This window comes from Ruegeria sp. BI11 (genome assembly GCF_056538005.1).
Genome location: NZ_JBQFSM010000007.1, coordinates 230,040 through 253,556 on the forward strand (window position 1 = coordinate 230,040; position 23,517 = coordinate 253,556).

The following is a 23,517-nucleotide window of genomic DNA, read 5'->3' on the forward strand; positions in this document are numbered from 1 at the left end:
TCTATCTACCTATTGGTTTTGATCGCTGGTTCGATCACGTTCCTGTAACGAGCGGATGCGCATGCGCTGAGCCGCCTGAATATGCGCGCGCATCTCGGTCTCGGCCGCTGCGCTGTCGCGGGCCTTCAAAGCAACCATGATGCGCCGGTGTTCGGCCACCGCAGCCTCAGCCCGATCACTGTCCAGCAATTGCGAGGGCCCAAGGATCAGCAGCGCTTTGTGCAGGGACAACATGGATTTTGCCAGAAACCGGTTCTTGGCTGCATCCAGCAGCGTCGCATGAAAAATTCGGTTGATCTGTGCTGCATCCGGGCCAGTGCCTATCTCGGCCAGCCTGTCATTGAGCACTTCCAGCTCGTCCAGTTCGATGTCCGAAGCGGCCCGGGCAGCAAGCCCTGCCGCCGTCCCCTCAAGCACCGCGCGCATTTCATACAGCTCCATCACCTCGGCATAATCCAGACTGCGGACAGTGGCCCCCAATCTTGGAACGTGAGAGACCAGTCCGTCAGCCTCAAGCTGTCGGATCGCCTCACGCACCGGCGTGCGACTGACACCCAGCCGCTCGGACAGCTCGATCTCGCGCAGGCGGTCACCGGGCAAAAGCGTTCCCCCCCGAATCTCGTCCAGCAGTCGTTGATACGCCGAAGTGCCTTGTGGGGCGGGCTGTAAGGGGTCGTCCTGAATGGTCATTATGCTCACACTTGCATATTGCGTACAGATGTATACACTTGGATACATAGTAAGTCAATGACAGCGGAATCACGTTTTGTCCACCTCAACGAAATCACCCTCCCCCTTCATCAAGAGGTCAATGACACTTGGACTTGCGGTGCTAGGCACAGTGATTTTTTGGGCACTGGATCTGCCGCTGCCCTTTTTGTTCGGACCTTTGGCTGCCTGTCTGATTGCGGCTCTGGCACATGTCCCGTTGGACGGATTTGGTCAGGTATCGGTTGGGGCCAGAACAATTCTTGGTGTGGCGGTTGGCGCCTCAATCACGCCTAGCCTCTTTGCCGAGTTGCCGAAAATGGCAGCGTCGGTCATGCTGATCCCCTTTTTCATCATCCTTATCGCTCTGGTCGGAGTGCCGTTCTTTCGCAAAGTTTGGGGGTTCGACGAAAAGACTGCATTCTATGCAGCCATGCCGGGCGGCCTACAAGACATGGTTATTTTCGGGGCTGAGGCCGGAGCCGATCCGCGCACTTTGTCCCTGATCCACGGCACCCGCGTTCTGATCATCGTAACCCTGGCACCGCTATTTTTGACGGTGTTTTATGGCGCCGAACTGACAAATCCCATCGGGCAACCCGCAGGCGAACTGCCGGTCAAAGAGCTTTTGCTGATGTTTGTGGCCGCTATTGCCGGCTGGAAAGGTGGCGAGAAGATCGGCTTGTTCGGCGCATCCATTCTGGGGCCGATGATTTTGACTGCGGCGTTGTCATTAGGGGATTTCATACACACCCGCCCCCCACGCGAAGCCATATTGGCCGCGCAGTTTTTCATCGGCTGCGGCATCGGTGTCAAATTCGTAGGCGTTACCTGGGCCGAGTTGCGCCGGGTCGTCGCCGCTGGTGTGGCTTACGTCGTTGTCCTTGCCATTCTGGCCGCTGGATTCACGGCCGCGGTCACCACGCTTGGGTTCGGACGACCCGTCGAGGCTTTTTTGGCATTTGCCCCCGGCGGGCAGGCCGAGATGACCGTATTGGCAATCGTCTCAGGTGCTGATCTGGGATTTGTGATCACCCATCACCTGACACGGATCGTGCTGGTCATCATCGGAGCGCCAATCGCCGCCAATCTTATTTTGCGCTGGTCCAGACCTCAGGATTGATTATGTGGATCGGAGCGCTATCAGAGTAGGCGTTCACCTGATCAAAGATATCCGCAAATTGCAGGTCGAATTCGTCTTCGGTGACAAAGCCGATATGCGGGGTCGCGATCAGATTGGGATGCGATAGCAGCGGATCGTTTGGATCGGTCAGCGGCTCGCTATCGAACACGTCGACCGCCGCCTTCCCGGGACGACCATTGTTGAGCGCCTCAAGCAAAGCCCCCGGCGCGACAAGCCCAGCACGGGAAGTGTTTACGAACATCGCCCTCGGCTGCATCTGTGCAAAATCGGCAGGCGTGATCACCCCCCGGGTGTCCGGCTTCAGACGCACGTGAATGGAAACAACATCACTGTCTGCAAAGAACGCTTCACGACTGTTGGCCACTTGCGCGCCATCCGCTTTGGCCCGCGCGCGACCGTCTTCGGATGACCACCAGATGACGTTCATGCCAAAGGTCTCGGCGTAGCCGGCAACAGTGCGTGCAATGCGGCCGTAGCCGTACAAACCCAATTGACGCCCGCGCAACGTCTTGCCAACCCCGGCTTGCCACCGGCCCTCTTTTACTGACGCCATCTGCGCGGGCAAATCACGCATGCCCGCAAGGATCAGCGCCCAGGTCAGTTCGGCCGCAGCATAAGAGGGTGTTCCGCCGTGCATGTTCGAACACAGCAGCACGCCCTGATCCGAACAAGCCTTCACGTCAACATGCGGATACACGCTGCGCTGGCTGATCAGCTTCAGGTTGGGCAGCTTCTCGAGTAGATCTCGGGTCACCTTGGTACGTTCCCGGAACAACACCAGGGCTTCGGCTTCCTGTAACCGGGCGGCCAACGCGTCGGTGTCTTCGACGTGATCCGTCCATACTGTTACTTCGTGATCGGCAAGTTTGGAAAAACACGGCAACCCGCGCAGAGTGTCAAACCAGTCATCCAGAATGTGAACTTTCATCGGCTTTCAATACTCCGATCTGGCGTGAACCTTCTTGGTGTTGGGATAAAATTCGGAACTTCAAGAGCCGCTAACGCAGTGCGGACCCGTTCGCTTTGGTCCAGCAGGTGATTAAACTGCTCATCGCAACCCGCGACAGGTGTCGGATATTCGGCCAAATCGCGCCGCAGCGACGATTGCGCCAGCTTGAGTTCCTGTCGGGCAATGTCGAGGTACTTACAGTAGTTGTCCATTGTGGCTTCTCCTTACTGTATACCTTCGTATACGCTGGAAGTCGCGCCCAATCAACATCATTCCAAACATGTCGGATAGTCAAACTTACGACGAAGCCCCCCCCTAGGCCGTAGCCGCAACCGGATTGAGTTGCCCGGGCACGGCTTTCGTACTGGCAAACCACTGAGCGGCTGCTTTTGTTCCACCAAAGGGGTACAAGTGAACCCCAACATTGTCGAAACCCCTTTGCGTCAGGCCCTGTTCGATCAGCTCCAGCAGTGGCGTGAAATGAAAACGACCATCTTCGACAATTGTCAAGTTACTCAATCCACGGGCTGATACCCCGAAAGTACGCGCAAACCTCAGCAGTACTTCCTGTTTCGTCGGGCCGGGTATCCCGATCCGGATGGGCTTGCGAATGTCAGCGCTGCGAAGCTGACCAATCCAACTGAGTATTCTGGCGGGGTCAAAGGCCAGTTGCGTGGTAAAATTCGCATCGCATCCGTAAGAGTCCAGCAGTTTAACCTTTTCAACAAGTGCGCTCACATCCGACCGATAGCCGGTGGCAACGTTGCCTTCCGGGAAGCCCGGCAAAGTCACGCATTTGATCGCGTATTTTTCGATCCATTCCGTCGACAGCAGTTCCATTGCAGTATTGAACGGGCCTGCGGCCTGCGACGGATCACCGCCAACGACCATATAATGCCCTTCTACACCCGCGAACCGCAGCTTTTCGGTCAGATCAAATAGGTGCTTTTTCGACTGTACGCGCCGCGCGGCAATAATTGGTACCGCCAAAAGCCCCGCATCGTCCAGCAAGCGTACCGTCCGCAACCTGTCGTGGTCCGCCTCATTATCTAGCCACGCCACATTCACAGGCGTTCCAGCTCGGAAAAGGCCTGCGGCTGACGTTAATTCCGCAACGGTTTTGCTGGTGGCCTCCAGCGAAAAGGAATTCCATTCCATTCGAGTCTCTTTCCTGTGAAAGGTAGCTTCTAACGCCCTCAAACAACCATCCAGCTGTTTTGACCGGGGTTCTCCAGCGCGTCTGCGAGACTGCGCAACGACGTCTGCAGGTTCTCCATTGTACCTGCAGACCCTAGTGCAATTCGAACCCCGTTTGGTGGTCCGTCAGGCGCAAAGGCGATGCCTGGCACAAGCCCCAGACCCGACCCCCGCATGGTCAGGGCAAGCTCTGTGGCCGAATGCCCCTCGGGCAGGGGCAACCAGACGTGAAACGCATCCTTCTGAACCTCGATATCTGGCAGCCACTGGAGCAGAGCATCCTGACGCTTTTTGGTTTCGTCGCGGATTGCGGCGGTGATCTTGCTGGCCAGCCCCGAGTTGATCCAGTCGGTCGCCAAACCCGCCGATATGGGGCTGACCACGCTACCATTCGCGCGAATGGCCCGCCTGACACCGTCAGTGGGCACACCAGACGGCGGCACGATGAAACAAACCCGCAGCGAGGGTGCCAGACATTTCGACAGCGAAGACACATACCAAGTCCGCTCGGGTGCGAAATTGGTTATCGGTTCAGGCGAGGCAGAGACAAGCACCCCATAGGCGTCATCCTCGACTATCAGCAGATCATGCTTGCGGCAAATTTCTGCGATGTCTTGCCGCCGTGCCGGGGGCATCGTGATGGTCGTCGGGTTGTGAAGTGTCGGCGTGGTATAGAGCGCCTTTGGGCTGAATTCTCGGCAAACTTCCTCAAGGGCCGCAGAGACCAGACCGTCCTTATCCATTGGGACTGGCACGACGTGCAAATCCAGATGCCGCGCGATCTCAAGGAACCCGGGATAAGTCAGTTCTTCGCAGCAAATCGTGTCACCGGGTTCAAGCATCGGTGAAAGGATCGCCAAGGTGGCCCCCTGAACCCCGTTGCAAATGACGACATCGTCAAACCCGCGGATATTCAAATGATCCTGCAACCATGACTGCGCCGCAAGCCGGTCTGCCTGACCTCCGCCCGGCGTCTGATAGCGCATCAGGAACTCAATTCCATGTTCGGACCGCAAGGCATCAAAACCCTGCCACATCTGGCGGATCAGTCCCACATCCTCAAAGCGCGGGGGCATGTTCATGCTCATGTCGACCGCTTGGTCTTTAGCGTCCGCAGGAACCGTGGATCTCGCAGGGCGCAGTTCCTTCACAAAAGTACCCTGCCCCACGCGACCTTCAACCAACCCATCCCGGCCCGCGGCGGCATAAGCGCGGCTAACCGTCGAGAAGTCGACACCAAGAGCGGCGGCAAGATGTCTTTGAGGTGGCAGGCGCTGTCCCGGCTTCAGTTCACCCGAATGGATGTCCCGCGCGATTGCTTCGGCGATCGTAAGGTACAGGGGGCCATCACCTCTTTCGATGACCGGAACCCATGCGACATTTGGCGCATTGCTGCTCATTGCTTCACTCCTTGTCGCTCTTTATATGCTTATTGCATGCATACAATCAATGACGCAATTTCGAATCAACACCAATCAATGTCTTCTTGCCGAAAGGTGCGGGTCAATGAATCACGCAAAGGTACCGTCCTTTTTGCCTGAAGGTTTCAAGCCTGAGGGCCGCAACACAACGTTCAACAAACGTGAAAGCGGGCGAGGCTGCTACCTGATCCAACCTGCCCTCGTCCAGCCGAACCGAAAGCCTTAACAGGAACCGCTAGATGTCCTCACCATCACTCTACGCCCCGCGCGAACCGATTTTTCCCCGCCGGGTATCCGGTGCCTATCGGCGCCTGAAATGGATCGTCCTCACGATCACGCTGGGCATTTATTACATCACGCCCGGGCTCAGGTGGGACCGTGGCCCGAACCTGTCCGATCAGGCGGTCCTTGTCGATATCGCCAACCGGCGCTTCTATTTCTTCTGGATCGAGATCTGGCCGCATGAGTTTTATTTTGTGGCGGGCCTGTTGATAATGGCCGGTCTGGGCCTGTTCCTTTTCACGTCGGTTCTGGGCCGGGTCTGGTGCGGTTATGCGTGCCCGCATACGGTCTGGACCGATCTGTTTATCCTTGTTGAGCGATGGATCGAAGGCGACCGCAACGCACGCCTTCGTTTGCATCGCAGTGAATGGACATTCCAGAAGTGGCGGCTACGACTAAGCAAGTGGAGCGCCTGGCTATTGATCAGCATCGTGACCGGTGGAGCGTGGGTTTTTTACTTTACGGACGCTCCGGTCTTGCTGGCCGATCTGGTCCGGTTTTCGGCGCACCCGGTCGCTTATATCACCATCGGGTTTCTAACCCTCACAACATTCATATTTGGTGGATTTATGCGAGAACAGGTCTGCACTTATATGTGCCCCTGGCCACGCATTCAGGCCGCCATGATGGACGAGCACACCCTAACCGTCAGCTACCGAGAATGGCGAGGCGAACCGCGCGGTAAAAGAAACACACCTGAATCCGGTGATTGCATTGACTGCAAGGCCTGCGTGAATGTTTGCCCCGTGGGGATTGATATCCGCAACGGTTCGCAGATGGAATGCATCACCTGCGCCTTGTGCATTGATGCGTGCGACGACGTGATGGAACGCTTAGGCAAACCGCGAGGCCTGATTGACTACCTCGCGCTGGCCGATGAGCCGCTTGAAAAAGCCGGTGCAGCACCACGATCGATATGGTCACACACCCTGAGACCGCGGAACTTCATGTATGCGTTCCTTTGGTCGGCAATTGGCATTGCCATGTTGGCTGCGCTGTTTATGCGGTCGGATATCGACATGACGGTCAGCCCGATCCGCAATCCGCTGTATGTCACACAGTCAGATGGTGCGATCCGCAACATCTATGAAGTTCGGCTGCGCAATAAAACGGGCAGCGACAAGCCGTACAAAATAAGCCTGACCGGAGACGAAGCCCTTGTTCTGGACGTGGAAGGGGCCGGTACAGATCAAACGGTAGTTATTCCGGCCGACACCACGACCTTGAAACGCGTCTACGTTATCGCGCCACCGCAAAGCGCTCCTGCGATCACAGACCGGACCGACATTCGCCTGTGGGTCGAAGATGCCGAAACGGGCGAACAGGTCGGGCATGACACCGTATTCCACGGTAATGCGTCGCGTTGACCTAGAAATTGCGCCAGAGTCTTTCGACCCCGGCGCATCCATTCTTCCAGTTTCTCCGTCACTTATTGGATGCCCATGAGCATCTTAGGGAGGAAAAGTGACAATTCCGGAAGGAAGGTAACCAAAAGCACCATCGGCAGGTGACCAAGGCACAGAAACTTCAGCGTAATGCCAATGTATCTGTCCAGCGTGATTTTGCTGACGCCCGCCGCCAAATAGAGCATCGGCGCACAGGGCGGTGAAACGTTCCCGAGGCCAAGATTGGTGCCAACGATGGCTGCAAAGTGGATGGGGTGAACGCCCAGTTCGGAAACAACCGGCAAAAGTACCACCGCCGCCAGAACGCTGCCCGAAATATCGTCGACGATCATTCCCATCAGCAAAAGCACAAGGTTGATCAACAGCAATAGCAGGATCTTGTTGTCAGATAGGCTCAGCAGCAGATCGGCAATCTGCCCCGGAACTTGCTGTAACACCATTGAGCGGCTCATCATGAACAGAAAGAACAGAACCGTGATGATCGAACCCGTCGTGATCGCAGCCTGAATTGTGCCTTTCCAGAAACTGGCAGGCGTCAATCCACGGTAGATGAAGAAACCGACAACGGCGGCATAGACCAACGCAATTGCAGCCGCCTCGGTCGGGGTTGCGATCCCGCCATAGATCGTGCCGAGAATGATCAGCGGCATAAGCAAGGCCCAGAATGCCTCTTTGCCCGACTTGAAGATCTTTACCCGCAACTCTTTCATCGGCAGCTTCGGTTCGACCTGAATTTCATCGTTGTTCCGCAGGAATACAAAGTTCAGAACGATATACAGCAAGGCCAGCATAATACCGGGGATGACGGTAGACAGGAACGCCGCACCCACCGACAGGCCACCGGTCACCGCGAAAACGATCATCGGAATGGACGGCGGGATCATCAGCGCCAGAACTGAGGAACATGCGACCAGAGCAGTTGCGTGACCCACAGGATAGCCCTCTTTCACCATGCGCGGGATCATGATCTGGCCAATCGCTGCAATCGCGGCCGAGGACGACCCTGAGATGGCGCCGAACAACGCGCAAGTCACGATTGTGACTGCGCCCAAACCGCCCTTGATCCGCCCGACAAAAGCGTTGACGAAATCCAGCAGGCGGTTCGAAATACCGCCTTCGGCCATGATCGTCCCGGCCAGCACGAACAACGGCAAGGCCAGCAGGGCAAAGCTTGTCGTGGTCTGATAGGCATAGGGGATCAGGAATGAAATATTCGAACCCGTCCCGATCCCGAACACCAGTGCGCCAATGCCAAACGCAAAGGCGATGGGCATTTCGAGCAAAAGCAGCACAACGATGAGTGCAATGGCAATAGCGAAAATCAGCATCAGTTTGCCCCCTCCGTTTTCATCATTTTAAAGGCGACAAACTGATTTACGGCCTGCATCAACAACGCCAGAATGGTGCCGGAAAAGCCGATGACCAGCGAAAAGGACCAGATGCCTTTGGGCCAGCGCAGATATGAGCTGAGGCGCCCCTTTTCGATTTCGAAAAAGGCGTACTTGATTGCAAAGTAACCGAAAACCAGACAGGCAACTATGCTGAGTACGGTCATGACCAACCGAACGGATTGTACAACCTTCGGTGATTTGACAACCAAGGTCAGGATGCCGCCGTGGATGTGCTCACCTTGCCGCGTCACATAGGCCATCGCCGGAAAATAGATCCAAGCGCCGAACAAAAGGGCCATTTCTTCGATCCCGACAAAGGGTGAATTCAAGCCGTATCGCAGGACCACCTGTGCGAACATCAGGACCGCTAGGCTGATGCTGAATAGCGCAAGGCCGTTCGCCAGCACCGCAGCGTAGAGCTTTTCGAAGTTCAAAAATACAGCATAGCCATTCGACACATCCCCCTCGGGGATTGCGGTGACATGTTCGGGTGGCTCGGGGACAGTCACTTCCGGGTCATAGATATATGACGCACCGGGCTCGACCGGGTCCCGAGGATGCTGTCTAGATTCTCGTTCCATTCTGTCCTCCCAAATAAAACATTGGGCCTGCCGGATGGCAGGCCCAACAAGGTCTTGTCACTCGATCCCAGCAGCTTTCTTCAGCTTGGCCATGATTTCCGGACCGACTAGTTTTTCCATTTCTGGCCATTCCGTTTCGTGAACGATCTGGGCCGCTGCTGCGATCTGCTCGGGGCTCAACTCGATAACCTCGATGCCTTCGTCGCGTGCCTTCTGCAGGAACTCGTTGCTCTTGCTTTCGGCTTCATCCCACGACCACAGAACGGTTTCGTCCGCCGCAGCTTGCAGGGTTGCGCGGTCTTCGTCCGACAGCCCTTCCCACCAGCTTTTGCTAACCAGCCAGAATGCGGTTTCGAAATAGTCGTTGGTCAGGATGTTTGTTTCCAGAACATCGCGCAGGTTGTAGGTTTCAACTGCAGTCGAGAAGGCGCGCGCATCAACCGTGCCCAGCTGCAGCGAGGTGTAGACCTCAGCCAGCGGGATAGGCACAGCGCCAAAGCCCAGGTTGTTGAAACGGTCAACGGCGATTGAAACCGGGGGAACGCGGATTTTCAGGTTTCCGCCGTCAGCAGGCAGGTTCAGCGGCTTGGCGCCAACGCCTTTGCGGATCACAACCGAGCCGAAATCGGTGGGGACCAGACCGATGGCATGCAGGTCCAGATCGTGCAGAATATCATTGTAGATATCCAGCATGTCACCGCCCGGGCCGTACACTTTGCGGGCGTCTTCCCAGTTCGAAACCACGTAGCCCAGCCACGACAGATCCAGACGCTGGTCAAACTCGGATGCACCCCAGGTCAGGGTCATCGGAACAACGCCTTGCATCGACTGTTCGAACAACGAGGTCCAGTCGCCCAGATCACCGCCCGGGTGGTAAGCGATGCCAAAGTTCGAGTCGTCGCCCAGTGTGTCCTGAAATTTTTCGGACATCGCGTGGAAGATGTGGTCGGTGGTCATCGCATGCGCCAGGATGAATTTCTCCTCGGCGCTGGCGGGTGCCGCGAATGTGGTTGCGGCAAGCATAGCTGCGCCACCCATCGCACCAAAGGTGCGGCGGTTCATCTTCGAAAACATTAAGGTCTCCTCCTCAGTTAAAAATAACCCTCCGCCGATCGGCGGAGGGATCTGTCTTTGCTTTTGCTCAGCAAAGTTCCGGGGCGACGAAATCGTAACCAAGATCGTCGGCCACAGCCTTGTACGTCACCTTGCCGTGGGCCACGTTCAGGCCATTCATCAGGTGACGATTGTCTGCCAGTGCCTGCTTCCAGCCGTTATTCGCAATGGCCAGCGCATGCGGCAGCGTGACATTGTTCAGCGCATAGGTTGAGGTTCGCGCCACCGCACCCGGCATGTTGGCAACGCAATAGTGAACCACATCGTCGACAACATAAGTGGGATCGTCGTGGGTGGTGGCTTTGGACGTTTCAAAGCACCCGCCCTGGTCAATGGCCACATCCACGACAACCGCGCCGGGCTTCATCTTCGAGTTCAGTTCGCGCGTTACCAGCTTGGGTGCTGCGGCACCCGGGATCAGGACCGCGCCCACAACCAGATCGGCGTTGGCGACTTCTTCCTCAAGCGCGGCCTTGGTGGAATAGACCACTTTGGCCGAGGCTTCGAAGTGGTTTTCCAGCTTCTCCAGAACCGCCGGGTTGCGATCCAGAATGGTCACGTCGGCATGCAAGCCAACCGCCATCTGCGTCGCATTGAACCCAACCACGCCACCGCCAATGACCACGACTTTGCCGGGCTTCACGCCAGGCACGCCACCCAACAGAACACCGCGACCGCCTTTAGCTTTTTCCAGCGCACCGGCGCCCGCCTGGATCGACATGCGACCCGCAACCTGGCTCATGGGTTTTAGCAGCGGCAGGCCGCCGTTTTCGTCAGTGACGGTCTCATAGGCGATGCAAACCGCGCCCGACTTAACCAGATCCTTGGTTTGTTCCGGGTCCGGCGCAAGATGCAGGTAGGTATACAGAATCTGACCTTCGCGCAGCATGGCACGCTCGACCGCCTGAGGCTCCTTTACCTTTACGATCATTTCCGCATTGGCAAAAATCTCGGCTGCGGTATCAGCGATTTCCGCACCGGATGCGCGGTATGCATCGTCGTCCGAACCGATACCAGCACCCGCATTGGTTTCAACAATCACGTTGTGACCGTTCGCCACCAGTTCCGCGACGCTTTCCGGAGTCAATCCCACGCGGTATTCGTGGTTCTTGATTTCCCTGGGAACACCAATGAACATCTTCATTGCTCCTTTTTATGGATGATCGCGCAGGATTTCGGTGAACGTGTCGAACAGAACGTCAATTTCCTGCTCAGAGATGATCAACGGCGGCGACAGCGCAATGATGTCACCAGTGACGCGGATCATAATCCCCGCGTTCCAGGCCTTTTTCATAACTTCCATGGCCCGCGCACCCGGAGCGCCCTCACGCGGGGCCAGCTCAATAGCACCCACAAGCCCAAGGTTGCGCAGGTCGACGATGTTGGGCAGTCCGGCGAGTCTGTGCAGACGCTTCTCCCAATACGGGGCAAGACGGGCGGCACGGGCGAACAGGTCGTTGGTCTCGTAGCTTTCCATCGCTGCCAGCGCTGCGGCGCAGGCAATAGGATTGGCCGAGTAGGTATAGCCGTGGAACAGCTCAATCGGCGCATCGGCGTTTTCCATGGCGCTTTCATAGATGCGGTTATGAACAAAGACCGCACCCATCGGGATGACCCCATTGGTCAGACCTTTTGCGGTGGTGATGATATCCGGGGTAACGCCAAAATACTCCGCAGCAGTCGTCGCACCCAGACGCCCAAAGGCTGTGATCACCTCATCAAAGATCAGCAGGATGCCGTATTTGTCGCAAATCTCGCGCAGTTTCTTCAGATAGCCCACGGGCGGCATCAGAACGCCTGTCGATCCGGCCATGGGCTCAACAATAACCGCAGCAATGGTTGATGCGTCGTGCAAGGCGACAATGCGCTCCAAATCCAAAGCAAGCTCGGCCCCGTATTCCGGGCAGCCTTTCGAGAAGGCATTCTTCTCGATGTCATGTGTGTGACGCAGATGGTCGACGCCCGTAAGAAGAGTGCCGAAATGTTTGCGGTTGGCGAAAATCCCACCGACGGAAATTCCGCCAAAGCCTGTGCCGTGATAGCCACGCTCGCGCCCGATCAGGCGGGTACGGGCCCCGTCACCGCGCATCCGGTGATAGTGCAAGGCAATCTTCAAAGCGGTGTCGACTGATTCAGAACCCGAATTGGTGTAAAAGACATTGTCGATACCTTCGGGCATCATCCCGGTCAGCTTTGACGAAAGTTCAAAGGCTTGCGGGTGAGAGAACTGAAAACTGGGTGCGTAATCAAGCTCGTGCGCCTGTTTTTGAATCGCCGCCGTAATCAAAGGATCACGATGTCCGGCGTTGACACACCATAGGCCCGCGGTCGCGTCCATGATCTGACGATCATCGTCGCTGGTATAGTACATGCCCTGCGCCGATTTGATCATGCGAGGATCAATAAGGAAGTCGCGATTGGCCGTGAATGGCATCCAAAAGGCTGATGTATTGTTGGTCTTCTGGAGCATTCCGTGTCCTTCCCAAAGTGCCTGAAAGTTTCGCGTAGCTTTCTGGCACAGCGAGTGGAAACTGGTCATTCCGGATTCGTAAGGATTTCTAACCTATTGATTAGTATCGAGTTTCGTGTCAAAGTGCTTTAGATATGAAGCAGAAAAGCACTGAACCCGACTTTGAGACGGCCAGGCGCCTTCGCGTGATTCGTACCGCCAAGGGGCTGAGCCAACGGAAATTGGCAAAGCTGGCGGGCGTTGGCAGCGGAACAATCTCACTGATTGAAGCAGGGGCAACACAACCTTCCGTTGCCTTGTTGAAAAAGATCCTGCAAGGCGCGGATATCAGTCTTGGATACTTTTTCAGTTTCGATCTGAAAGACGCCGACAAGGTTTTCTTCCGGCAAAAAGAACACCGGGATGTCGGTGCATCGGGTGTTTCCTATTTTCTTATCGCAGGTGACCGACAGAACCGCAAAATTCAGATGCTTCTGGAAGAGTACGATCCCGGTACAGATTCCGGCCGTTCGGAACTTTCACACAATGGAGAGGAGTGCGCGGTCGTGATCTCGGGTCAGTTGGAAGTGACTGTGAATGGCGAGACCGCTGTCCTGGGCCCGGGGGATGCTTATTACTTTGACAGTGAATTGCCACACCGTTTTCGCAATACAGGTGAAAAGCAATGCGTTGTCGTCAGCGCCTGTACGCCTTCGACATTCTAATGCCCGGCGGTCTCTCGCTTTCGTGATTTGGTACGGACGGTTCCAGACAACACTTAGCGATCATGAAAAAGCTAAGCATCATACTCGCGCTCGCGCTTTCCGCGACCACAGCCGTTGCACAGGATTTACAAGGCCGTGACACGGCCAGCAACTGGCGGGTTAAACACCAAAGCAAGTTTGGTATCTGGAGCTCAATCTGTGATGAGCGGGTGGAATATGGCGCACTGGTGCAAAGGTGCTATTTGCGCTGGGTCGATGTGTTCTCTGGCCGACCTCATTTCGGGGGTCAATTCCTATTCATCACACCCGAGGACGAAGGGTTTCAGGTGGAATTCGGGATCGAACCCGGAACCTTCTTTCACCCAAACGGATTCCGCATCGAGCGTAACGGCGACCCGGTTTGGCGAACACGATCGCCTGGGTGCCTGACCGGGTTGGGCTGCCGGTTCGACGGTGACGACGCTGACGAGTTGATTGAACAGATGTCTCAAGGCGGCGCGTTTTTATTTGATTTCCGTGATCGACAGGGAATTTCCCGGTCGCTCAACTGGCCGCTTGAAGGTTTTGACGCCGCGTGGAAAGATTTTCAGGATCAATCCCGCGAACGCAATCTTATCGAATAATATGGACTTCCTTTGCCCATACGGGCGTTGGGTTAGGGTTCGCCGCGCTCGGTGGCGCGGCGAACAATGGTGTTACTCGGCAGGAACCACGTCTGCGTGAGTGTTTTCAACATGGTGCTTGTCACGAACCGGACGCACCATGAGGTTGGCGAAGAACGCGATGACCAACAGGGCCGCCATGCAATACATAGTTGTGTTGTAAAGCGTGGCAGTCGGGTCGACCGTGCCCGCCGGAGCGATTTCCATCAGCTTGGCAATTGTCACCGTGTTTGCGGCAACCAGCTCATTCAACTGTGAAATCGGAGCTCCGAATTTCTCGGCAAACGCTGCAGGATCGATTTTCACAGCAAGCTCCGTAATCGCGTTTTCCTTGGACAGGTTCCGCAGATAGGTGATCGCAAACGGCCCCAAGACACCAGCCGCGGACCACGCGGTCAGAAGACGCCCGTGAATGCCGCCAACATGCATCGTGCCAAAGATGTCCGCCAGATAGGCCGGGATTGTCGCAAATCCACCGCCATACATGGTGAAGATGATCATGGTCGCGATGTAGAAGCCGATCAGCGCGGTAATCCCACCGGACGCAGCCCAGAACGGGATGGTGCAGTACAGGATCGTCCCCAGTACAAAGAAGCAGTGATAGGTGTTCTTGCGGCCGATATAGTCCGATGTCGAGGCCCAGAAGAACCGGCCAACCATGTTAAAGACCGAGATCATCAAAACGTAGGTACCAGCGAAAGCAGCGGTCACAATAGCCAGATCACCAAAGATTTCGTTGATCATGGTCTTGGCTACACCGATCACACCAATACCAGCGGTCACGTTGAAGCACAGCACCACCCACAGCAACCAGAACTGAGGCGTTTTCATCGCCTGATCGATGTGGACGTGATTTTGCGTGACCATGCGCTTTGCGGACGGCTTAGGCTCCCAACCCGCGGGCTTCCAACCTTCGCGTGGGACGCGGTATTGGAACGCGGCGAACATCATCACACAGAAATAGACAATGCCGAGCGTCATGAATGTGGCCGCAGCCCCGGTATTGCCGGTGCCAACCACGTAGACCCCCGCCTTACCGCCAACCTGGGCAGCTTGCTGAGCGGACGCAACGACAACCTCGACCTGGCCCGCAGCGGTTTCCGCAAAGCGGCGGCCGCCTTCGGTGATCAGGGTCACTGCGCTTTCCGCGCCAAGATACTCAGGCGCTTTCTGGAAGGTGGACAACAGCCATTGGTTCAGTGGCGCGCCGATCATTGCGCCACCACCAAAGCCCATGATCGCCATACCGGTAGCCATGCCTCTGCGGTCAGGGAACCATCGTATCAGCGTTGATACGGGCGAGACATACCCCAGACCCAAGCCTGCGCCACCAAATACACCGTAGCCCAAATAGAGCAGCCAGAGCTGATGGGTGGCAATGCCTGCCGAGCCAATGAGAAACCCACCGCCCCAAAGCGCGGCAGCCACCACGCCGACATACCGGGGGCCGACTTTTTCAAGCCATTTGCCGCCCACGGCTGCGGTCAGACCCAGAACCACGATGGCAACCGAGAAGATCCAGACAACCGACGACAAGGACCAGTCGCTGCCCGATGACGCGACCACACCCAGTTCGCGGGTCAGTGGAGGGTTAAAGACGGACCATGCGTAGACCGATCCGATACACAGGTGAATGGCGATCGAGGCAGGGGGCACCCGCCATCGGTTAAAGCCCTCTGGTGCGATGATGTTTTCCTTGCGCAGGAACCCAAGCGGTCCGGCAGCTGAGTTTGACATGAATTCTCCTCCGATTTGCGGGGCCTCCCTGCCCCTGGACGGGCTGCAATCGGGTCGTTTGGTCGACGACGGTATTCAGCGTCCTTTTGTCGTCTGACCATTGATTAAGGATTCCGTCAACACTAATTAATGTTATGTTTCAATTGGTTAGCTGATTAACGCTGCGCTGCGGAATGGACAAAATGTACAATAATTGCGTAAAACTCACACCAGCGCAGGGACAAAATGTCCACTTTGGGAATAGTTGAATTAACCAATCAGGACGAAATGTCCGCCGCAGGGCACCACACAAAAAAAGTTGTCCCCTCGCCTTTGTGACTTTCGACCGTGATCAATCCATCGGCGCGGGTGATCAAGGCCTGACTGATAGACAGCCCCAATCCAGTGCCTTTAGCCTGTTTGCTGGTGAAGAACGGATCAAAGATTTTGCCCAATCTGTCCGGCGGAATCCCTTCGCCAGTATCCGCCACAGAGATCCGACTGCCAGGCACCCCGTCCCGGCTGGCCGCTGTGGTCGTGATCGTCAGCGTACCGCCTTGGGGCATCGCCTGCGCGGCGTTGATGATTAAGTTCACCAGAACTTGCTGCAGCTCAGTCTCTACGATCCGAATAGGCGGTGCGGGATCATGGGACTGTTCGATCTGAATGCCTTGTTTGCGCAAATCAGCAGAGACCAGCACCAAGGCGTCCCTCACAGCGGATTGTGGGTCAACCAAGGTTGCGATATCCGACATCTCGCCGGGCCGGGTAAAGTTCAGCAGTTTTCCGACAATGATATTGATGCGATGGGTCTGCTCATCAATCAGATCAAGCTCGGCTTTCAGATCGTCTTGATCTTGCGGACTCAGGCTGGCGCGCAGAATTTCAAGATTGCCCTGGATGACGGCAACGGGGTTATTTATTTCATGCGCGACACCGGCAGTGATCTCACCAACCGAGGCTAGCTTTTCAGACATCACCAGCTGAGAGAAGGTCTCTTCCAGCTTGCGATTAGCGTCGCTCAGCTCACCCGTGCGCTTTTCGACTAGCTCGTTGAGGTTTTCCGCATAGTTTCTGAGCGCCTCGTCACGATCCTGAACCTGATCCAGCAACCGATCCAGGTGCCGCGCGACGGCGCCGATTTCATCCTTGGTCTCAACCGGTCCGATACGTGCGTCCAGTACACCTTGCTCGGCCCGCTCCATAGTGGCGGATATCTTTTCCAAAGGTGCAAAAACGCCCTGTGCTAGCCTTAGAAAAATAGGGATCGATAGGCCGATCACCGCGAGGAAAGCCAAAACCAACGTCACGATGGTGGCATTGCGCTGCATCGTAAACGGCTCTTCTAGAAAGCCGGTATACAACATGCCGATCCGGGCGCCGGTCACATCCGACAAAGGCACATATCCCGAGATATACCAGTCATTCACAACAAAGGCGCGGTCCAGCCACGGGCGCCCCTGTTGCATGACCTGTCGCCAGACAACCTCGGATACACGCGTGCCCAAAGCCCGTGTTTCGGCAAACAGGCGCACATTGGTCGAGATCCGCACATCGTCCAAAAACAGCGTCGTGGTGCCGGTACGGGTGTCACGTCCCGCCTCTTCGCGATAGATCAGAGCGTTCATCCGGTCGATGACCGACAAGTTACGGTTCAACAACCGACCACCAACCAATAGATGCTGACTGGACGCATCCCTGTGGGTTGCCAGCAGGACCATGCCGCGCGTTTCAATGGTGCGGTCAATTTGGCGGGCGGCCTCAGTCGGGACCAAAGGCAAAGCAGCACGTTCCGCCAGATCCGGCGAAATGTCATTCAGGTCAGCAGCAGTCAGGACGGCCAGACCCGCTCCAGATGCGCCAAGCGATGCAGCGTTCGCGGCTTGGCGCACGGTGAGCGGTAAGCTCTGGTCATCCGGCTGACCATAGATCAGAAAATCCAGCCCTAAACTTCGCTGTTCTTCCGTCAGAAACCGTTCGAAATGAGCCCCGCCTATCGTGCGTGCCTCGTCGAACCGCACCGATTGCGCCAGCGCCGCCACCTCAGCGGCCTGCGTTGCCTCAATCCTCCCGAAATACTGCTCAGCCACGCGCAGATCGCTGGCAACCTTTGCCAGCAGCAACTGATCATATTTGTTGATCCAGCGCACCATTGTGACTCCCAGCAATAGCGGCAACAAAACAACCAAAGGCAAAAGGGCCAACAGCAACAACCGCAGCCGGACTGAGCGCACCAGCTTCACAACCCCCAAGCCTGACATTTGCGATCAATGGTCTTGCGCGCGATGCCCAATCTGCGTGCCGCTTCAGCGCGGTTTCCATTACAGGCTTCGAGCGTTTCCAAGATGTGCCGTTGTTCTACCGCAGCAAGGCTTTCTACCTCGGTCGCGGCGTCGACCTTGCCCAACTCGGGGTCATACCCGCCATGAATCAATGCGCGTTCAACAGTATTACGCAGCTCCATCACGTTGCCGGGCCAACGATATGCCAGCATCCGTCGACGCATCGCTGGCGGTAAGTCCGGTTGTGACAATCCAAGTCGACTGGACAGACCGCTTGCAAAGTGCTGGGCCAATTCAATGATGTCTTCGCCTCTTTCCCGCAGAGGCGGTAGCGAAATCTCGATAACGTTCAACAAATAGAACAGATCCGCGCGAAAGCTGTAATCATCCACGGCTTGTTGCAGTGGCCGCGTGCTGGAACATACGATCTGAACGTCCAAAGTCACGCTGCGTTCGGCACCGATGGGTCGAAAACGTCCTGTGGTCAGAAGCTCAACCAGCAGGTTTTGGCAGGCAGGGGATAGCATCTCGACATCTTCCAGATAGAGAATACCACCCACAGCATCCATCAAGATGCCATCCTGATCCCGGTCATGACCGCTCGGGTCGGTGTCGATACGACCAAACAAGCGGGTCTGAAATGCGGTTTCATCCATGCCCTTGCACTGCATCCAGACAAACGGACGATCTGCCCGTGTGGAATGCGAATGCAACATCCGGGCAGCGATTTGTTTGCCCGAACCGACTTCTCCCAAAATTACCACATGGGATGCATTGGATGCCGCCCTGACGACGGCCTCGCGAACGGCTTTGATTTCGGCCGAGGAGCCCAGCAACGCGTCGCTGTGGTGAAACAGGTCTTTGCCCGCCTCGACCTCATGACGCAGCGCTGCATTCTGCCGCAAAAGTTGAGTGCGCTCCAAACTGTGGGCAATCGCATTTAGCAATTGGTTCACGCGGAAAGGTTTGAGCAGAAAATCCGAAGCGCCTGCGCGGATGGCCGCAATTGCGGTATCCAGATCCGCAAAGGCAGTCATCAGGATCACATCTGAAAACAAACCAATGCGGCGTTGTTCGGCCAGCCATTCCACGCCATTCTGATTAGGCATGACATTGTCCAGCAAAACGATGTCATAGCTTCTTTTGTCCAGAAACTGCGCAGCTTCGATCGTTTCTGAGGCGACATCCACCACGGCACAATGATTTTTAAGCGCTTTTAACAGAAAGTTCCGCATTCCCGGTTCATCGTCAACCACTAGTACCGAGGCGTTGGCGAGCTCGGAGCTGAGGCGTTCGAATGACAAATCATTTTTCACGGTGGTGTTTTCCAAAGTCCACGGCCTTCGGCTTATTCAACGCGTTTGCGTCGAACTTTCAACGGCACAGTACTCTCCGTTTACCGAAACAAAAGATGTCGTGCCACGCGAATTTATTTTGAACCAGAATATGATAATCGAACGCCCCAGTTTACGTCCGGTCTTGGAAACTGGGGCAGTGAGTGGTTTTCCTTAAGTAAGCTTTCCGATTATCTGGCCGGAAAGATCGTTGCTTCAGCTTGAATAAGCGTCGAAGATCAGCGTCGCATTAACACCACCGAAACCAAACCCGTTCGACATCACGGTCTTGATTTGCTGGCTTTGCACCGTGCTACCGACCAGAGTCAGGTCCTCAGCGGCGGAGTCTGGCTCGACCATATTCAGCATCGGCGGTACAACCTGATCTCGGATGGCCAGAATTGAGAACACCGCCTCGATGCCGCCCGCCCCACCAAGCAAGTGACCGGTGGCCCCCTTGGTCGAACTGATTGTCGGGGATTTCACGCCTTGGAAGACGGTTTTTAGCGCTTCCAACTCTCCACGGTCACCCACGGGTGTTGACGTTGCATGGGCGTTGACATGGTCGATATCGCCGGGTGTCTTGCCCGCGTCGCGCAAGGCGGCATCCATCGCACGTCGCGCGCCGTCGCCCTGAGGCTCACCAGCGGTCAGGTGATAGGCATCGGCACTGGTTCCATAGCCGGATATTTCAGCCAGAATTTTGGCCCCCCGCGCCAAAGCGTGGGATTCGGTTTCAATCACCAAAAGCCCGGCCCCTTCACCCATGACAAATCCGTCGCGCGTCACATCAAACGGGCGCGACGCTGCAGCCGGATTATCATTGAACGCAGTTGACAAAGCGCGTGCCGCGCCGAATCCACCCAAGCTGACGCGATCCACGCACGCCTCGGTACCCCCGCAGATGGCCACATCAGCCTCGCCATTGCGAATGATGCGAACCGCATCCCCAACGGCCTGACCGCCTGCGGCACAGGCGGTCACCGGCGCACCCAAAGGTCCTTTGAAACCGTATCGGATGGACACCCACCCGGATGCCAGATTGACCAGAAACGAAGGGATCGTGAACGGAGACAACCGCCGCGCACCGCGATTTTCAGCGGTCAAAACAGCCGTTTTCAAGGCGTGGAATCCACCCACCCCGGACCCGATAATAGTCGCAGTTCGGGCCTGTTGTTCAGGGGTATCGGGTGCCCAGCCTGCTTGCGTCAGAGCCTGATCGGCCGCATCCAGTGCATAGGAAATAAAGCTGTCCAGCTTTTTCTGATCCTTGACACTGGCGTGGCGCAGCAGATCGAACCCACCCTCCGGGTCGTCTGCAATATCGGGGACCAACCCACCGACCTTGCAGGCGATGTCGCCGACGATATCATCCGGCAGCACACTCAAGCCGGACTTTCCCGCAAGCAACCGAGACCAGTTGACCTCAACCCCGGATCCCAGAGGGCTGACTGCGCCCATTCCGGTTACAACTATTTTCTCACGCTCGGACATTTTGGTGGCCTCCGTTTGACTTCCAGGATCCCGTAGCGGCCAATCGCGGCCACGCTTGCAAAAGATCGCCCTGTCCGGGGAGAGCGTTTTGGGCGAACCAGACCTCATCCGGTTGCACATCGATGATCCGCTCAGCGCCTTTGAATGCGCGGACACGTGGCGATGACCAATGGATGGTCGCACGTCCGGTCACGAATACTGCGGAACGCGTAACGAAATCGGGAATGAATAGGCCCACACGACCATCCATTTCGATATTGCCCAGCGTATTGAAGAACCGGTTCCCCGAAAAGTCGGGGAACGAGATCGTGCCATCCTTCCCCACACCCAGAAACCCGGGATGCCCGCCGCGATGCGACATATCCAGCCCATCACGGGGGTCATCCGACAAAGACCGTGCGCGCGACGAGATAAAGAATGTATCGGCCGAAGCGATGACCCGTCTGGCCGGCTCGTCCTCAACCGACACCTGCTCGGGCTTTACATCCTCGAACACAGCGCCGCCCCATGCGACGTCCCGGGCCTGTATGTATTGCGGGCAGTTGCCGTAGCTATGCTCGACATGGATCGACAATCCGATATCGGCTTTTTGCTTCAAAATACCGTTCATACGGTTCCGACGCCGCGTATGAAATTCCAGACCCAGCGCGCCAATTTTGGAACCCTGTGCCATCTCCAGCCCCAGGCTGGACGCAAGTACGGGAAGTGCGTTCACATTCAGGGTCGTGTCATCCGGCGATTCCAGAAACCCGACACGTCCAAAGGCGGGCACCGCCCAGGGACGCCCTTTGCCGTCAATCAAGCCAAGGAATATCGACGGCAGTTGCTCAAAGAACACCCGGTGCTGGTGCGGCATCGCATCCCGAATGAAGCGCGCGGCTATCTCGTCAATAAGCGGGGAAACGTTGGCCTTTTTTTGTATTGCGGCCTCACCCTCATGGAAAACTCTTCTTGGTTGCGACATTGCTTTACCCTTGGAATAACGTGCCAGCCATTTGGGGGGGCAAGGGGTACCCTCGCGGCGCAGCCCGCACCGCGAGGGTGTTTCAGGCTTACGCCGAAACCAGCTCTGCGGCTGGGAAGTCAACCTCAGTGTCGAAAACTTCGTTCACGTAGTTGGTCAGGATGTTCAGAGCAACGTGCCCGACAATCTCAAGCAGTTCCGCGTCCGAGTAACCTGCTGCTTTGACAGCCGCGACTTCAGCCGCATCGACTTGACCGCGCGCCTTGGCGACCGAGATGGCGAAGGTTACGGCGGCGTTCGCCTTAGCATCGTTCGAACGACCGGCGCGGTTGGCTGCGATCTCGGCATCGTCCAGTTTGGCCAGATTGCTACCCAGATAGGTGTGGGCCGCGTTGCAGTAACCACAACCGTTATAGTTTGCGATGGCCAGCGCGATACGCTCGCGGGTTTGCGCATCCAGCTCGCCTTTGCCCAGGGCACCATTCAGGCCCAGGTAGCCTTCCAAGGTTGCCGGGCTGTTTGAGACCAGGCGGAACAGGTTGGGAACACTGCCAAGCAGCCCTTCTACGGCCTGCAGCAGAGGATGCGAAGCGGCTGGTGCCTCTGCGATCGTTGCGGGGGTAGGAATGCGGGACATAACAAAGTCTCCTGACTTGAGTTGGTTTAACGGGGGGTCTTGTTTCGTGCCCATTACCTAGCCTCTTTCACCGTTCAGAATAATCAGTCATAACCGAAAAACATTATTTCAGATTCTGACGAAGTGATACCAAATGGACCGTATACAAAGCCTCGAGATTTTTGTTGCTGTTGCTGAGGCAGAAAGCTTCTCCGGCGGCGCGCGCACCGTTGGCATCAGTGCCCCGTCAGCGACCAGAGGCGTGACCAATCTGGAAGAGCGGCTTGGAGCCAGATTGTTTACCCGGACCACGCGTCAGGTGCGCCTGACAGATGTCGGGGCCGTTTATCTGGAAGACGCAAGGCAGATCCTCGCCCAGTTGCAGGCGGCGGATGATGTAGCCTCAGGCGCGGCAACGAATCCCAAAGGCCATCTGCGCATCACCTGCCCTAACGAATTCGGCCGGATCTATGTCACTCATCTGGTCACTGAGTTTCTGGAGAAATACCCCGATGTCACCGCCGAGGTGTTCATGGTCGACCGCGTGGTCAATATTGTAGAAGAAGGTTTCGACATCGCCGTCAGGATTGGCGATCTGCCGTCGTCGGGATTGTCCGCGGTAAAAGTCGGCGAGGTGCGCCGTGTGGTTTGCGGGGCGGATAGCTATTTTGAAAAGTACGGAGCGCCACAATCCCCGACGGATCTGGCGGAACATCGGATCGTATCGGCCTCACCGGTCACCCCAACCAGTGAATGGCGGTTTGGCGCGCAATCCCAGAAATCTGTGAAAGTTGTGCCGCAGCTCAGGCTCAGCAGCGTAGCAGCCAGCATAGAAGTGGTTAGAAAAGGATGGGGCCTTTGCCGGGTCCTGTCCTACCAAATTGGTCCGGATCTGGCAGACGGAACCTTGCGACCGGTCCTCGAAGAGTTCGAACCCGCGTCGCTGCCGATACATCTTGTTCACGTCGAGGGCAGACGTGCCACCGCCAAGGTGCGCAGCTTTATTGATTTTTCAAAGGCGCGTTTGCAGACAATTCCGGTTTTGAACTAGCTGCATCAATAGCGATCAGCCCGTACCCGCCG

21 protein-coding genes are annotated in these 23,517 nt (G+C 56.4%); 5 read left to right on the plus strand and 16 right to left on the minus strand.

Translation table 11 applies throughout. The features are described 5' to 3' along the window. Positions 1–9: 9 nt before the first annotated feature. Positions 10–690, minus strand: a complete 681-nt coding sequence (locus ACR0DT_RS16380; protein ID WP_480711791.1) for a GntR family transcriptional regulator — start codon at positions 688–690, stop codon at positions 10–12. Between the two features lie 121 nt (positions 691–811). On the opposite strand from ACR0DT_RS16380, the gene ACR0DT_RS16385 reads away from it, so the two are divergent. After that, entirely contained in the window at positions 812–1,831 is a 1,020-nt protein-coding gene (locus tag ACR0DT_RS16385; protein ID WP_480711792.1) for an AbrB family transcriptional regulator, read from the plus strand. Here the strand turns inward: ACR0DT_RS16385 and ACR0DT_RS16390 are convergent. From ACR0DT_RS16390 to ACR0DT_RS16405, 4 genes are all read right to left on the minus strand, one after another. Beyond that, positions 1,800–2,780, minus strand: a complete 981-nt coding sequence (locus ACR0DT_RS16390) for a D-2-hydroxyacid dehydrogenase family protein (protein ID WP_480711793.1) — start codon at positions 2,778–2,780, stop codon at positions 1,800–1,802. The genes ACR0DT_RS16385 and ACR0DT_RS16390 overlap by 32 nt on opposite strands. Further along, positions 2,777–3,013 (minus strand): hypothetical protein, encoded by a 237-nt coding sequence (locus ACR0DT_RS16395; RefSeq protein WP_480711794.1) that lies wholly within the window; start codon positions 3,011–3,013, stop codon positions 2,777–2,779. Before ACR0DT_RS16395 ends, ACR0DT_RS16390 begins: the two co-directional genes overlap by 4 nt. A 103-nt stretch (positions 3,014–3,116) precedes the next feature. Beyond that, positions 3,117–3,959: a methylenetetrahydrofolate reductase gene (locus ACR0DT_RS16400; RefSeq protein ID WP_480711795.1), complete on the minus strand. Its 843-nt coding sequence runs from the start codon at positions 3,957–3,959 to the stop codon at positions 3,117–3,119. A 38-nt stretch (positions 3,960–3,997) separates the two neighbouring features. Then, the gene (locus ACR0DT_RS16405; RefSeq protein ID WP_480711796.1) at positions 3,998–5,398 is read right to left on the minus strand and encodes an aminotransferase-like domain-containing protein; all 1,401 of its coding nucleotides are present in this window, start codon (positions 5,396–5,398) and stop codon (positions 3,998–4,000) included. A gap of 260 nt (positions 5,399–5,658) precedes the next feature. On the opposite strand from ACR0DT_RS16405, the gene ccoG reads away from it, so the two are divergent. Continuing rightward, positions 5,659–7,068: a cytochrome c oxidase accessory protein CcoG gene (ccoG, locus tag ACR0DT_RS16410; protein ID WP_480711797.1), complete on the plus strand. Its 1,410-nt coding sequence runs from the start codon at positions 5,659–5,661 to the stop codon at positions 7,066–7,068. Positions 7,069–7,130: 62 nt separating this feature from the next. Here ccoG and ACR0DT_RS16415 read toward each other — a convergent pair whose 3' ends face one another. The 5 genes from ACR0DT_RS16415 to aptA form a co-directional block, all read right to left on the minus strand. After that, positions 7,131–8,435: a TRAP transporter large permease gene (locus tag ACR0DT_RS16415; RefSeq protein ID WP_480711798.1), complete on the minus strand. Its 1,305-nt coding sequence runs from the start codon at positions 8,433–8,435 to the stop codon at positions 7,131–7,133. Further along, complete coding sequence (locus ACR0DT_RS16420) at positions 8,435–9,079, minus strand: TRAP transporter small permease (RefSeq protein ID WP_480711799.1); 645 nt, start codon at positions 9,077–9,079, stop codon at positions 8,435–8,437. Before ACR0DT_RS16420 ends, ACR0DT_RS16415 begins: the two co-directional genes overlap by 1 nt. Positions 9,080–9,136: 57 nt before the next feature. Beyond that, on the minus strand, positions 9,137–10,153 hold the full coding sequence (gene dctP, locus ACR0DT_RS16425; protein ID WP_480711800.1) for a TRAP transporter substrate-binding protein DctP: 1,017 nt from the start codon (positions 10,151–10,153) through the stop codon (positions 9,137–9,139). A 67-nt stretch (positions 10,154–10,220) separates the two neighbouring features. After that, a complete protein-coding gene (gene ald, locus ACR0DT_RS16430) occupies positions 10,221–11,330 on the minus strand; it encodes an alanine dehydrogenase (RefSeq protein ID WP_480711827.1) in 1,110 nt (369 codons plus the stop codon). Positions 11,331–11,345: 15 nt separating this feature from the next. After that, the gene (gene aptA / locus ACR0DT_RS16435) at positions 11,346–12,662 is read right to left on the minus strand and encodes an omega-aminotransferase AptA (RefSeq protein ID WP_480711801.1); all 1,317 of its coding nucleotides are present in this window, start codon (positions 12,660–12,662) and stop codon (positions 11,346–11,348) included. A gap of 134 nt (positions 12,663–12,796) precedes the next feature. Here aptA and ACR0DT_RS16440 point away from each other — a divergent pair, with 134 nt between their 5' ends. Together ACR0DT_RS16440 and ACR0DT_RS16445 are read left to right on the plus strand one after the other, a co-directional pair. Then, positions 12,797–13,366: a cupin domain-containing protein gene (locus ACR0DT_RS16440; protein WP_480711802.1), complete on the plus strand. Its 570-nt coding sequence runs from the start codon at positions 12,797–12,799 to the stop codon at positions 13,364–13,366. 62 nt (positions 13,367–13,428) lie between these two features. After that, positions 13,429–13,989, plus strand: a complete 561-nt coding sequence (locus ACR0DT_RS16445; protein WP_480711803.1) for an invasion associated locus B family protein — start codon at positions 13,429–13,431, stop codon at positions 13,987–13,989. 72 nt (positions 13,990–14,061) lie between these two features. Here ACR0DT_RS16445 and ACR0DT_RS16450 read toward each other — a convergent pair whose 3' ends face one another. The 6 genes from ACR0DT_RS16450 to ACR0DT_RS16475 form a co-directional block, all read right to left on the minus strand. After that, positions 14,062–15,765, minus strand: coding sequence for an OFA family MFS transporter (locus ACR0DT_RS16450; RefSeq protein ID WP_480711804.1), 1,704 nt, complete (start codon positions 15,763–15,765; stop codon positions 14,062–14,064). Between the two features lie 257 nt (positions 15,766–16,022). Further along, complete coding sequence (locus ACR0DT_RS16455) at positions 16,023–17,897, minus strand: sensor histidine kinase (RefSeq protein ID WP_480711805.1); 1,875 nt, start codon at positions 17,895–17,897, stop codon at positions 16,023–16,025. A gap of 86 nt (positions 17,898–17,983) precedes the next feature. Next, positions 17,984–19,342, minus strand: coding sequence for a sigma-54-dependent transcriptional regulator (locus tag ACR0DT_RS16460; RefSeq protein ID WP_480711806.1), 1,359 nt, complete (start codon positions 19,340–19,342; stop codon positions 17,984–17,986). A 234-nt stretch (positions 19,343–19,576) separates the two neighbouring features. Continuing rightward, complete coding sequence (gene fabF / locus ACR0DT_RS16465; RefSeq protein ID WP_480711807.1) at positions 19,577–20,854, minus strand: beta-ketoacyl-ACP synthase II; 1,278 nt, start codon at positions 20,852–20,854, stop codon at positions 19,577–19,579. Beyond that, positions 20,841–21,818 (minus strand): pyridoxamine 5'-phosphate oxidase family protein, encoded by a 978-nt coding sequence (locus ACR0DT_RS16470; protein WP_480711808.1) that lies wholly within the window; start codon positions 21,816–21,818, stop codon positions 20,841–20,843. The genes fabF and ACR0DT_RS16470 overlap by 14 nt, the downstream gene beginning before the upstream one ends. Positions 21,819–21,906: 88 nt before the next feature. Continuing rightward, positions 21,907–22,455 carry a carboxymuconolactone decarboxylase family protein gene (locus ACR0DT_RS16475; protein WP_480711809.1) on the minus strand — a complete coding sequence of 183 codons (549 nt, stop codon included), beginning with the start codon at positions 22,453–22,455 and terminating at the stop codon, positions 21,907–21,909. Positions 22,456–22,588: 133 nt separating this feature from the next. Between ACR0DT_RS16475 and ACR0DT_RS16480 the strand changes: the two genes are divergently transcribed. After that, positions 22,589–23,485, plus strand: a complete 897-nt coding sequence (locus tag ACR0DT_RS16480; RefSeq protein WP_480711810.1) for a LysR family transcriptional regulator — start codon at positions 22,589–22,591, stop codon at positions 23,483–23,485. Positions 23,486–23,517: the final 32 nt, after the last annotated feature.

What these genes read in the sequence shown, in the direction of transcription:
- ACR0DT_RS16380 (WP_480711791.1), bottom strand. Translation starts at nt 690, where the DNA reads ATGACCATTCAGGACGACCCCTTACAGCCCGCCCCACAAGGCACTTCG.
- ACR0DT_RS16385 (WP_480711792.1), top strand. Translation starts at nt 812, where the DNA reads ATGACACTTGGACTTGCGGTGCTAGGCACAGTGATTTTTTGGGCACTG.
- ACR0DT_RS16390 (WP_480711793.1), bottom strand. Translation starts at nt 2,780, where the DNA reads ATGAAAGTTCACATTCTGGATGACTGGTTTGACACTCTGCGCGGGTTG.
- ACR0DT_RS16395 (WP_480711794.1), bottom strand. Translation starts at nt 3,013, where the DNA reads ATGGACAACTACTGTAAGTACCTCGACATTGCCCGACAGGAACTCAAG.
- ACR0DT_RS16400 (WP_480711795.1), bottom strand. Translation starts at nt 3,959, where the DNA reads ATGGAATGGAATTCCTTTTCGCTGGAGGCCACCAGCAAAACCGTTGCG.
- ACR0DT_RS16405 (WP_480711796.1), bottom strand. Translation starts at nt 5,398, where the DNA reads ATGAGCAGCAATGCGCCAAATGTCGCATGGGTTCCGGTCATCGAAAGA.
- ccoG (WP_480711797.1), top strand. Translation starts at nt 5,659, where the DNA reads ATGTCCTCACCATCACTCTACGCCCCGCGCGAACCGATTTTTCCCCGC.
- ACR0DT_RS16415 (WP_480711798.1), bottom strand. Translation starts at nt 8,435, where the DNA reads ATGCTGATTTTCGCTATTGCCATTGCACTCATCGTTGTGCTGCTTTTG.
- ACR0DT_RS16420 (WP_480711799.1), bottom strand. Translation starts at nt 9,079, where the DNA reads ATGGAACGAGAATCTAGACAGCATCCTCGGGACCCGGTCGAGCCCGGT.
- dctP (WP_480711800.1), bottom strand. Translation starts at nt 10,153, where the DNA reads ATGTTTTCGAAGATGAACCGCCGCACCTTTGGTGCGATGGGTGGCGCA.
- ald (WP_480711827.1), bottom strand. Translation starts at nt 11,330, where the DNA reads ATGTTCATTGGTGTTCCCAGGGAAATCAAGAACCACGAATACCGCGTG.
- aptA (WP_480711801.1), bottom strand. Translation starts at nt 12,662, where the DNA reads ATGCTCCAGAAGACCAACAATACATCAGCCTTTTGGATGCCATTCACG.
- ACR0DT_RS16440 (WP_480711802.1), top strand. Translation starts at nt 12,797, where the DNA reads ATGAAGCAGAAAAGCACTGAACCCGACTTTGAGACGGCCAGGCGCCTT.
- ACR0DT_RS16445 (WP_480711803.1), top strand. Translation starts at nt 13,429, where the DNA reads ATGAAAAAGCTAAGCATCATACTCGCGCTCGCGCTTTCCGCGACCACA.
- ACR0DT_RS16450 (WP_480711804.1), bottom strand. Translation starts at nt 15,765, where the DNA reads ATGTCAAACTCAGCTGCCGGACCGCTTGGGTTCCTGCGCAAGGAAAAC.
- ACR0DT_RS16455 (WP_480711805.1), bottom strand. Translation starts at nt 17,897, where the DNA reads ATGGTGCGCTGGATCAACAAATATGATCAGTTGCTGCTGGCAAAGGTT.
- fabF (WP_480711807.1), bottom strand. Translation starts at nt 20,854, where the DNA reads ATGTCCGAGCGTGAGAAAATAGTTGTAACCGGAATGGGCGCAGTCAGC.
- ACR0DT_RS16470 (WP_480711808.1), bottom strand. Translation starts at nt 21,818, where the DNA reads ATGTCGCAACCAAGAAGAGTTTTCCATGAGGGTGAGGCCGCAATACAA.
- ACR0DT_RS16475 (WP_480711809.1), bottom strand. Translation starts at nt 22,455, where the DNA reads ATGTCCCGCATTCCTACCCCCGCAACGATCGCAGAGGCACCAGCCGCT.
- ACR0DT_RS16480 (WP_480711810.1), top strand. Translation starts at nt 22,589, where the DNA reads ATGGACCGTATACAAAGCCTCGAGATTTTTGTTGCTGTTGCTGAGGCA.